The organism is Echinicola sediminis (assembly GCF_054777495.1).
This window is the reverse complement of record NZ_BAAHAP010000134.1, coordinates 1-11,117: the sequence shown is the minus strand read 5'-3', so window position 1 is coordinate 11,117 and position 11,117 is coordinate 1. Positions and strand designations below refer to the sequence as shown.

The following is an 11,117-nucleotide window of genomic DNA, read 5'->3' as shown; positions in this document are numbered from 1 at the left end:
GGTTTTTGATGAAGGCCAGTCCGAGCAACCTCTCAAACAGTCCCCTGTCCAGGTTACGGGAGGTATGGTAATCAATATCGGTGGCCGCAGCGGCCTGTTTAAAGCCGGCCTGCCGTATGAGGTTGTCGATGCTTTTGTTCTGCCTGTACTCCCATTCGCTGTCCACCAGAAAGGCCAACAGTTCGTCGGCCGACATCTCCCGGTAGAGGTGTTCTGTCAGGTTCTTGTGGTAAAGTTCCGCCATGGTGCCCATGCGCATCTGTTTCATTTTTTCAATGGTGTTGTGTTCGTTCATCATTCATTTGGTTGGGATATATGATTCGTTTCATTAAGAGGACTGCCTGTCAGCTGTAAGAGCCCCTGATGTTCTTGTGACCCGGGGTTACATGGTCCTCGGCAGGAGGCAGTTCCTCGAGGTCCATTTTGTTTTTAAGTATCCTTTCAAGGGTATGGTAGGAGGCTTTTTCGAAGCCCAGTGCCCGTTTACAGGCCCTTTCCAGACGTTCCTGTCCATAGCTTTTCAAGAAGGAAAGAATCCCCTGTGCCTGTTTGTAGCCGATTTCGGGATAGGTGTACTGGCCGATCAACGTTCCGATATATTCCTGGGTGTTCGGACCAACTTTTTGTGCCCTCCGGTCAAAGTATTCCGGACTCCAGTCATTGTAGTATTGGTGGTTGCTGGGCATATGTTCCCCGATGGTGATGTACTGTCCTTGCCGGGAAACCCTTTTGTGGGAAGCAATCCGCTCCTGACGGTAAAAGATCTCCACGGTGTTCCGGTTGTACTGTAACTCCACGCTCTTGCCCATATAGCGATAGGGACAGCTATAATAGTTCTTGTCCTCTCCCAGGTAAACATGGGAGGACTTCTGGACGGTGGCCTTTTTATAATAACGGATGCTGTAGATGCTCTTGGGAAGGGGCTGGAGGAACTCTTTTTCGATGTCCAAAAACTGGCTTCGCCTGCTGCCCTGTCCATGGCTGAGCAGATAGTCATTGTACTCCTCCAGCTTTTCTGCAATGGCCGCATTGAGCTCCTCCAGGCTGAAGAAGGTATGGTTGCCCAGCGGGTAATAGATCCGTTGGTAGACCAAAGTGACCGAACGCTCCACGAGTGATTTGTCCTGCGGGCTATAGGGCCTGGCAGGATCAAGAGCGCAGCCGTAATGCAGGCCAAAATCCGAAAAGGTCTTGTTGAGGACCGGGGCATATTTTGAGGCCTTGTCCACTGCTGATTTGAGGTTGTCAGGGACGATGGCATAGGGTACACCGCCCATCCTGCCCAGGCAATAGACCAGACAGCTGATAAAATCCTCCCGTTTTTGGCTGGGTACCGCCCTTACGTAAGTGTACTGGCTGCAGGGCAGGACACCCACAAAAACCTCTACGGCTATCTGCTCCCCCGTCCGGCGGTCAACGTAGTGCTGCTTCTTTCCGCAAAAGTCCACGAACAGCTTTTCCCCGGCACGGTGGGACAGCTTGCCACTGGCGTTGTTGCGCTTCTTCCATTGCCGGTAGTGCCAAGTGAACTGGCTGTATTTATAGCCTTCCGGATTTTGGGCGATGTATTCCTTCCATAGTACCTGAAGGGTACAGCCGGGCTTTTTCATCTCCCCGTCGATGTGGGGAAAACACCCCGACAGCTGCTCGTAACGTTCCTTTTCTGTCTGTCCGGTCTCGGTGAAAAGTTCCTGAAGATCCTTGCCGTCAAGGGAAAGCAGTTCCCCGTACCCAAGGGAAAGATCCCTGAAACGCCTGACATAACTGTCAACGGTCTTTCGGTTGACGCCCAATAGGTCTGCCACTTTTCGGTTGCTAAGCCCCTTCTGCTTAAAGGTGATCAAACTTCTTAAATCCATGATGTCTATTCTTTGTCCTGCCATGTAGTTCCTGTTATTCGACTACAAGGCTAATAACTAATCATGGAAAGTGGCCCAATGACCTCCGGCACCAAACAACACGTGCATCCTAAAACGGCCCAATGACCTCCGGAAAATCTACTCTATTTTTGGCCCAGTGATTCCCGGAATGGCTGGCCCGCTATCACCGTAAACTGTGGCCCAGTGACCTCCGTTTTAGACACAAGCCTGCCTTCTTGCTTACCCACTTCTTTAATTTCTTAACGCCCAATACCTACAAGGCGGACCAATTTACACATTCATTTGATTTTATAAATATCACATCCAAGATGTTTTTGTTGGATGATTTAGTATGACTAAACCTGCTAAAACATCCAATTCTTTTCCCTTCCTAAAGTGGCTATCGGAACCAAGCCCCTTTGAATTTAGCCCCCCTCAAAGACTTAAATTTGTCTACCCATAGTAATCCATATAGAACCTAATTTATAGCTACAGGTGTCTTTGCGGATATACATAAAATGCAAAACTGAAATCTAGATGGAAGTGCACAGGTCTCAAAAACAAAAAAAGGCCCGCATTTGAAACACGGACCTCTTTTACACTAAATACCTGATACTCAATACTAAATACTGACAACTACTACTTCAATTCCAACGGCTCTATTTCCGTATTTTCCGCCCCTCTGATCTTTTGGTAATCAGCAACCATCTCCTCGAGTTTCTCTGGCTTGCTCTCAGCAAGATTGCTTTGCTGGCCAATATCTTCCTTAAGGTTATACAACTGATAGTTTTCATCATTGCCCAGTTCTATGTTCACATTTCCAGCCACTTTTGGCCCTTGGTATGGGGGAATCATGATCCAGTCTCCCTTTCTCAATGCCGTCCTGGTGGAAGCCTCGATGACCAGCTCCTCTCTCCCCTGATCGCTGTTGCCCATGAAGACATCTAACAGCTTCTCACTGTCCGGACCTTGCTGATCACTGCCCACCAACTCCGCCAAAGAAGACAATAAATCCACCTGGCAAACCAGGGCATCGGATACTTTGGGCTGGATTTTACCCTTCCAGTACACCATAAACGGCACCCGGGTTCCCGCTTCAAACAAGCTGTATTTTCCACCTCTCAATGGCCCAGCAGGGGTATGGTCGCCTAGCTTTTCTACAGCATCATCATAATAGCCGTCGTTCAGCACCGGCCCATTGTCGCTGGAGAAAACAATAAGTGTATTTTCCATCAAGCCTTCCTCTTCCAAAGTCTTCAAGAACTCTCCAATACACCAATCCGCTTCTGCGATGACATCACCTCTTGGCCCCATGCCGGTAGCTCCTTCGAATCTAGGATGGGGCGTACGTGGTACGTGGGGTTGTTGCAGGGCATAATAAAGGAAAAACGGTTCGTTCTTGTGCTCTTTTACATAATCCTGGGCTTTCTCCAGAAAATGATCGGCCATGTCAACATCGCTCCATTTAGCGGCTTCCCCACCTTTCATAAAACCTATTCGCGGAACCCCGTTGACAATGCTGTTATTGTGTCCGTGATGCCATTTCATGGTCAATAGCTCCGGGTTTTCCTTTCCCGTAGGCTCTCCCTCAAAGTTTTTGCTGTAGTCAACCTCTATCGGATCATTTGGATCGAGGTTGACCACATGACCGTTTTCTATGTATACGGTAGGCACCCTGTCCTGGGTCGCCGCCAAAATATGACTGTAATCAAAACCGACTTCATTGGGAGATGGGCTGATCTTTTCGTTCCAGTTTACATCTCCATTTCCCAAACCTAGGTGCCACTTACCCACGATTCCGGTATAATACCCCTGTTCTTTTAGCATCTTAGGCAGCGTAAGCTGCTCAGTACCGATCAATAAAGGCGCCGTACCGGGCAGGATCTTAGCATCTTTGTTTCTCCAAGGGTACATTCCGGTAAGCAAAGCGTACCTGGAAGGGGTACAGGTGGCGGAGGAGGCATAGCCATTGGTAAAACGGACCCCGCCATTGGCGATCTTATCCATATTCGGGGTGCTGATTTCAGTAGCTCCATAAGCACTGACATCACCATAGCCCAGGTCATCCAAATAGATCACCACAATATTTGGCTTGGATGCCACCTCTTGGGTATTCTCCTCTGTCTTTTGCTGCTTACAGGCCCATAAACTGCTTAGTCCAAAAACTGCCAGGAGCAGACGTTTTAAATAATTGTTTTTCATGGGTTGGTTTTATTGTTTGATTGGTTTATAAGTAATTAAAAGTTGATATTCATTTATTTGACTATTCGCTATGATGCACGTAACTATATTTTCTTTGGTTTATGCTTTATTTTATTGTTGATATGTACTTTTATTCAGGTATTGTTTTGTTCTTGATGGTCCTCATGAATGCTGCGCATTTCCATTGATGAAAAGTACCAAACCTCGCCTACCGTGAGGCAGGAATCTAGGCCGGTGGTGCAGCTTATAAATGGGGAATAACGATTTACCTTTAGAAGGAGATTTTGTTACCCCAATTTAATTTTAAGAAAACTGTTCCGGCCTAAAAATGAGCGGATCTCGCTGTTCCACGACGCGAGCTAGCTCATTTTCTTTACGGCCTGCTCAATTTCCTTAAAACCAGCTACACCAAAGGCCATCCTTACATACCGATACCAGATTCTGCCAATGAACTGGCAGGTGCAAGATTGCGAATACACATTTTCATTTATTTGCGGCGTTACAAATGCCACCTATAAATAGGTCCGGATTTCAAATCCGGGCCAGCTTGGTTTTGTACACTTACCAGGTTTTCGCTTTGTCCCTTAGCTGCGTTGAGGGACTCCTAAACTTTAGCCTGTCTCATAAGTCATCGTCGGAACCTGGTAACCAAATATTTTACTCATTATCTTGGGGTAGACTTATCAATTGAAATCCACTGGTTTTGGCGGCAAGCTGTATGCTCTATAGTTATTAATCCGGCCAAAACATAACCCTTGCGGGGCACCTTTGGGGCGAGCACTTTATCCACTGACGCACAGACTACGACGAATTATTATTTGTGTAGGACTCAGAGAAACCCACACCTATGAGGAAGTCTCTTCTATTTGAGGCACTGGCTCAACTTTAACCAGCCCAAAGGCACAGCCCCTGGACAACTACGGATATTGCAGGCACTATCAAAATTCCAACTAAAGAAAATCCGTGTAATCTGTGGCTCCCCCTTTCCATATCCTATCAACGTAAATCCTATTTCCTATCTAAAATAGGCAGCAGCAGGAATTTCCTGTTGGCCCATTTTTTCAGAACGCCAGTATAAGGCCAACTTATCCGATGGATGGTTTTCTGTCTTCAAGCAGTAGAAAGTAATCGGATGAAAGCCCGCCGCCAAGTAGACCTCACCTTCTGGGTTTGCCGTGCTACTATAGTCACCATCCAACACCCCTATATCATGAATTCTCATGTATACTTTTTGACTTCCTCTTTCTGCAGAGAATTGATACTTTCCATCCTCCGGAACTTTGATGTATCCATTCCATACCACAAGATTGCCCTTTGTAGCTTGCACGCGACTATCAAGAAAAGGCACCTTCTTAGTTTTGGCCTTTTTGTCCGTAACCTGAGGAATCCAGTCTGTAGCTACCTTGTAGCTTGCTGAATTTAAGCCCTGCTTTACTCTCTTAAGGTCCAAAGCAGGAACCAACGCCTCATCATAAGGCCGCTTTGCCTCGGGGTTATTGATCCTTCGCCTCAAAACTGCTGCCTTAAACTTTTCCTGTAGATCAGCCCCTTCAATGGACAGGTTTTGTGTTTGTTGTGGATCCTTGTTTACATCAAAGATTTCAAAGTCATCCTGATGGTCCTGAATATTGTACCGTACGCCTACCATATCTCCCATACGGATCATTTGCATCTGTCCCCTCTTTTTTCCTTGGTGGGATTCATCAAACTCCGCGTATTTGGGCACTGATCCGTTTTGAAAATACTCCACATAAACCTGGCTCTCCAATTGCTTGCCCCTTCCGGTCAGGGAAGGCAAAAGGGAGACCCCATCAGACCTTACCGGTGCGGCTATTCCAGCTGCTTCGGCAAAGGTCGGCATCCAGTCATAAGAAATACTTGGCTCATCCACCACGGTATTCTCCCTAATGGTCTCTGGCCAGTAGGCAATAGTGGCCGTCCTCAAACCACCTTCGTAAACATCCCTTTTGATCCCATCAAACTGGGCATAATTATTAAAAAATTCAGGTGTATAGCGGGCATATTCTTTCGGCAGATACGATTCTTCGGAAGGGCCATTGTCCGAGGTAAATACTACCAAAGTGTTCTCATCAATGTCCAAGTCATCCAGCAACTTCAACAGATCCCCCACTTGATCATCAATCCTTCTGTTGACCGTGGCATAACGCTTATAGGTATCCGGCCAGGCAACTTCGGCTGTAGAAGGATCCTTGTCGTCATCATAAGTGGCATCAGCAAATTCAGGATAAACAAAGGAATCCACTTCTCCACTGGCTGTGTTGATCATCTTACCCGGTGTGCCCCACCATTGCAGTCCGCCATTGATTCCTCCACCTGCCGGATAATCCTGCGTGGGCAATTCCAATACGGCATGAGGCGTATCATAAGCCAAAAACATAAAGAAAGGCTGGTCTCCCTTGGCTTTTTGATGCTTTATGATGTAGTCCTTGGCTTTTGCTGTAAAAAGATCTCCGGTATAACACTTGTCAAGGCCTTGGCTGACTTCGTAATTTTCATAGACCTCTTTTGGCCCACGGTAAACTCCTTCTACTGGATAGTGTTCGTGCCCGTCACGGTGCCTGATATATCCATAATAATAGTCAAATCCCTTTTTCAGTGGATGCGATGGCCACTCAGGTCCCTCTCCTTCTCCCTGCAAGCCCCACTTCCCAATAGCCGCAGTCGTATACCCCGCTGCCTTGAGCACCTCAGCCAAGGTATAATTATCCCCTAAATATTTATCAAACTGATTGTCCCTCACATGGGCATGGCCTTGGTTTACCCCCATCAGAATGGACGCCCTGGAAGGAGCACAAACTGGAGCCGCCGTATAATGGTTGGTAAGCATTGCCCCCTTTGCGGCCATTTTATCCAGCTGAGGAGTCATGATCCATGGCTCGCTTCTGTCTCCCCGTAATTTCCGTTCATTTTGAAAAAATGCTCCCAAGTCGCCATAACCCAAATCATCGGTTAGAATAAAAATGATATTGGGCTTATTTTCACTTTTTTGCTGTGCCAAGGCATTGTCGGTGCCTATCGCCGAAATGGCTATCATCAAAACAAGTAGCCGTCGCAGTTCTTTCATTATCAAAATTAAGTTAATTGTATAAATAGGGTTAATAACTGTTCATTCTTAGAACCTATACATAAAATTACCCCATCCAAATTTGATTAGAGGGGGTATAGCAGTACATTAAAATGGGCCATTTATGCTAAGAGGAGCACTCCAACGACTAAACCTTTCCCTACTGCCCTCAAGTTCTCCAAGGTTTATAGCCCAAGGCTACGGCACCCTATTTTCCTCCTTTTCCGTACTTTGATGCCCAATTTAATGAAATATCATCAATAACCTGAAAAACACAAAAAGAAAATGAAAGCTGTTCAGCTTTCATTAAGTGTTAATTTGTATTTTAAATAGAGAAATAAAATCCCCATCAGAACAGTTGTTTAACAAAATAATTTCTCCAAAGCACCGTGTCCATTTACCCGTCACTTACTTTACTATTGGGCCCATTTAAAGTAGAAGATGACATGCTTTCCTTTACGTTTCCTAAGCCAATTAACATAAATATGGGAAACAACATATAGATACTTTTCATCCGCATCATTATCCCCATATTAGCCAATATATTGGCATAGACCAGCGAACTGATCACAAACAATACCAATCCAAATTTCAAATAAAAAGGTATAGCGCTCCATTTCTTTACTTTGGCAGTGATAGACATTCCAATAAAAAGAACCAAAACCAATAGGTTTTCCATTGAAGCGATACTTCCAAAAATACCGGATGAATACATGATCAATGGACTGAACCAATAACTGATCAAACGTTCGATTAAGTTATAATTAGCCATATCCAAGGAAGATCCCACCCTACTTCCAGACAGCATATTGAACTGACTTTTCATAAGTCCCATAACTCCTTCCAAGGAAACTTCCTCCAGCCCAACGCGCCATAGTAATAAAGGCAACACCAAAAAGCACAACAGCAGTAATGCCCCTCCATAATACTTTGCTTTATTGGGCGCTCCTCCGAATAAAAGTAAAGAAACGCTTAAGCTTACCCCTATGATCCAAATCAAATACGGCCTTACCATAAAGACCAATAGGGCTGCCAATAGCATATAGTGTAATTTTCTCCTGTCCATCCCAAAAACGAACATGGATAAACCTAGAAAGCACAATGCTTCCTTTCCAATCCCTGCAGACCAAAAATGTAAATTGGGTAAGTACAATAGTAATATTGGCCAAGCAACACCAAAAAATTGCTTATACGAAGTAAAATACTGGTGTTTCAATAAAAACAATAACCGAAAAGCTAAAAAGCCAAGTATGGCGTAAAGAAGATGTCCGGTAAGCATTTCCCAACCAAGCAGCTTGGCGGGAAGATAATTGAGCCAGTACATGAAGGGATAGCCAATACCAAAATAATCCCACCAGCCTTCGGCATGAGGATTGGCCAAAGGGCCATTTAAATTCCAGTAGGCAATCGAATCTCCTCCATTTACTGAAATATACCAGTGATAAATTATCGCAGCTCCCATTTGAAACAACAACAATGTGTGAAGATGCCATATTTCATAGGTAGAAAGACCTTCTTGCTTTCCCAACCTTTTATTGGTAAGTATAAGCAGTACGCCAATAACAAAAAACAGAAGGACCTGAATCATAGACATCAAGGGTAGTTAAACAAAATTCAACTTTTGTTTGAACAAATAGCAAATTTTAGTGGAAAATTATCTGAATTTAACGCTAATTTAGCTTCATGCAGTTAAGAGAAGCCACTACCTCAGATATTCCAGCTATCGTAGAACTATTAAAATCTTCTTTAGGAGAGAGCATGATTCCAAAGAGTGAGTCCCTGTGGAAATGGAAACATTTGAGCAATCCCTTCGGCCCATCTCCAGTATGGCTTGCTGAGGAAAAGGGCAACCTTGCTGGGGTCAGGGCTTTTATGCAATGGGAATGGCAAAAAGGCAATCAGCCAATAAAAGCCCTCAGGGCTGTTGATACGGCCACCCACCCTGATTATCAAGGAAAAGGAATTTTCAAGCAGTTAAGCCTGGGATTAATAAAAGAATGTAGCCCAAAAGGATACCAATTTATTTTTAATACCCCCAATAAAAACAGTTTACCGGGGTACTTAAAAATGGGCTGGCAAAAAAAAGGCCGGCTTTCCGTTAGGACCACTATTTTACGCCCATTCCATCTTCTCAAAGGGCTGAAAAATAAAGAAAGCAGTCCTATCAGCTTAGGCCTTCAAAAATGGCCGGAAGAAATCTCCCTTCCGGAGTACAATCCCCCCTTGTTTGCTACGAATCTATCCCCAAGCTTTCTTTATTGGAGATACGCCCAGAATCCACTGTTCAAATACGGCTGCTTGACCGATCAGGAAAGTTATCTCTGTATCTTTAGGATAAAATCCCACACATGGGCCCAAGAGCTTAGGATAAGTGAGTTAATTGGCCTTCAAAAAAATCAACAAATCAATTCGCTCCATCTAAAAAAACAACTCAAAGAACTCATTGCGACCTATCCGGTAGATTTTATTGCCTACTCTGGAAGTGCATTGCAGCAATTTCCCTCTTTAGGAATCCTAAGCAATATCAAAACTTCTCTTGGTCCACTGATTACCCTTAGAAACCTGAATGTAGCTGAAGATGATTTTGATCAATTGCTGAAGAATGAACTCTCTTTTAGCCTTGGAGATCTAGAACTGTTTTAATTTTACAATAACATTGCTGATTGAATGAAATAAATATCCCAGGACATATTCTATTTTCTATGAAGCCAGCTCCATAAGCATTTCGGCAAGCTGCCCCATGTTCACAGATTGCATTCCCTTTTCATTTCTTAGCTTCTCAAAAGCTTGTAAAACAATCAACAAGTCTTTCATGTTTTCCTCAGGATGATTTCCAAAATTGTGTGGATGCCACCATAAATGATAAATCAGGTTATTGTTCGCGGCATAGGTCATTTCCTGAATAACCCGCTTCATACGTACCCTATCCAATGACTTGTATTGCCCATTATGTGGCCTATAAAAACGAGATGCCGGAATTTGGATGGGAAAACCATCGTTGAGTTTGATGCTATCCAAAGTAAATGAAGTGCTCTTTCCCATGGGTAATAAAGTGTCCGCTGCCCGGAAGGCCTTCTGAACGAAGCCTGCACTTTGTGGATTCTTCCAAAACCAGTCTCCAGGATTGGTCCTTACATTACTGAAGCCTTCTTCACTGCACACTTTAAGATAATTTGCATTGTACTGATTTCGGGGAAACACCAGAGATTGTACATTCATGTCAACTTTATCTTTGACAATCTTTCTTGCCATCTGCAGGTCCTTCCTGAATTGCTCTTGGTCTTGCCCTCCTTCCATGGTATAGTAATGGGAATAGGTATGGCTGGCCAGTTCCTGTCCGGGAGTTTGCAAGATATGTTGAACCAGAGGCAGCGCACTATGGAACTGAGGGAAATAACCATGCCTCTCCACCCAATGGTAAGGAGAGTTTTTTGGATTTTGGTAAGAAGGAAGAACCTGAGGTTTGTAATACTCCCACTCTTCTTTACTTTCTGTCAAAAGCATGCCTACAGTTGCCCAGCTGACCGCTACTCCATATTGCTCAAATGCTCTTAACATTTGCGGAATTACCTTTCGGGTATTACTGAAATAAGCACCTTTGTTCTCCAGCCTGACTTTATCGAAAAGGCCCCACAGCAATTCAAAATCCAGTGATACGACTAAAAAGGACATCCTGATATTAAGATTGGTGTTTTGAACAATATATATAAATAGGTCATTCTCTTCTGATATTTTTTGTTAACTGACTTACTTTAAGGCCGATTTTCTGGCTAAAGCATCCCACTTTCTTTCCATTTCCCTTTTTCTCGCTTCCTTATAACGTCTGTATTTTATCAGACGCTTGATCTTCTGGGTTTGCTTCCAATCAATAAAAGCTACCACCACAAAAAACATAAAATACATGATCATACTTTTTTGGCGGATGATAATGCCCAGATTGGACATGTAAAAGGTCATAGAAAATGAAATAC

Annotated in this window: 7 protein-coding genes and 1 pseudogene; 1 reads left to right on the top strand and 7 read right to left on the bottom strand. The window is 44.2% G+C overall.

The window, feature by feature from the left end; translation table 11 throughout:
* From ACYVAA_RS20875 to ACYVAA_RS20855, 5 genes are all read right to left on the bottom strand, one after another.
* Window positions 1–298 (bottom strand): ATP-binding protein (locus ACYVAA_RS20875; protein ID WP_460545551.1); only part of this gene is annotated, 298 nt, incomplete at its 3' end.
* A 46-nt stretch (window positions 299–344) separates the two neighbouring features.
* Window positions 345–1,883: an IS21 family transposase gene (gene istA / locus ACYVAA_RS20870; protein WP_460545549.1), complete on the bottom strand. Its 1,539-nt coding sequence runs from the start codon at window positions 1,881–1,883 to the stop codon at window positions 345–347.
* Window positions 1,884–2,498: 615 nt separating this feature from the next.
* Window positions 2,499–4,061, bottom strand: coding sequence for a sulfatase family protein (locus ACYVAA_RS20865; RefSeq protein ID WP_460545547.1), 1,563 nt, complete (start codon window positions 4,059–4,061; stop codon window positions 2,499–2,501).
* Between the two features lie 1,015 nt (window positions 4,062–5,076).
* Window positions 5,077–7,146, bottom strand: coding sequence for a sulfatase-like hydrolase/transferase (locus ACYVAA_RS20860; RefSeq protein WP_460545545.1), 2,070 nt, complete (start codon window positions 7,144–7,146; stop codon window positions 5,077–5,079).
* 397 nt (window positions 7,147–7,543) lie between these two features.
* Window positions 7,544–8,740: a hypothetical protein gene (locus tag ACYVAA_RS20855; protein WP_460545543.1), complete on the bottom strand. Its 1,197-nt coding sequence runs from the start codon at window positions 8,738–8,740 to the stop codon at window positions 7,544–7,546.
* Between the two features lie 89 nt (window positions 8,741–8,829).
* Here ACYVAA_RS20855 and ACYVAA_RS20850 point away from each other — a divergent pair, with 89 nt between their 5' ends.
* Entirely contained in the window at window positions 8,830–9,789 is a 960-nt protein-coding gene (locus ACYVAA_RS20850) for a GNAT family protein (RefSeq protein ID WP_460545541.1), read from the top strand.
* 57 nt (window positions 9,790–9,846) lie between these two features.
* On the opposite strand, the gene ACYVAA_RS20845 is transcribed toward ACYVAA_RS20850, so the two are convergent.
* Window positions 9,847–10,818, bottom strand: coding sequence for a polysaccharide deacetylase family protein (locus tag ACYVAA_RS20845; RefSeq protein ID WP_460545539.1), 972 nt, complete (start codon window positions 10,816–10,818; stop codon window positions 9,847–9,849).
* Window positions 10,819–10,893: 75 nt separating this feature from the next.
* A pseudogene (locus ACYVAA_RS20840) lies at window positions 10,894–11,117 on the bottom strand (hypothetical protein); the annotation flags it as partial.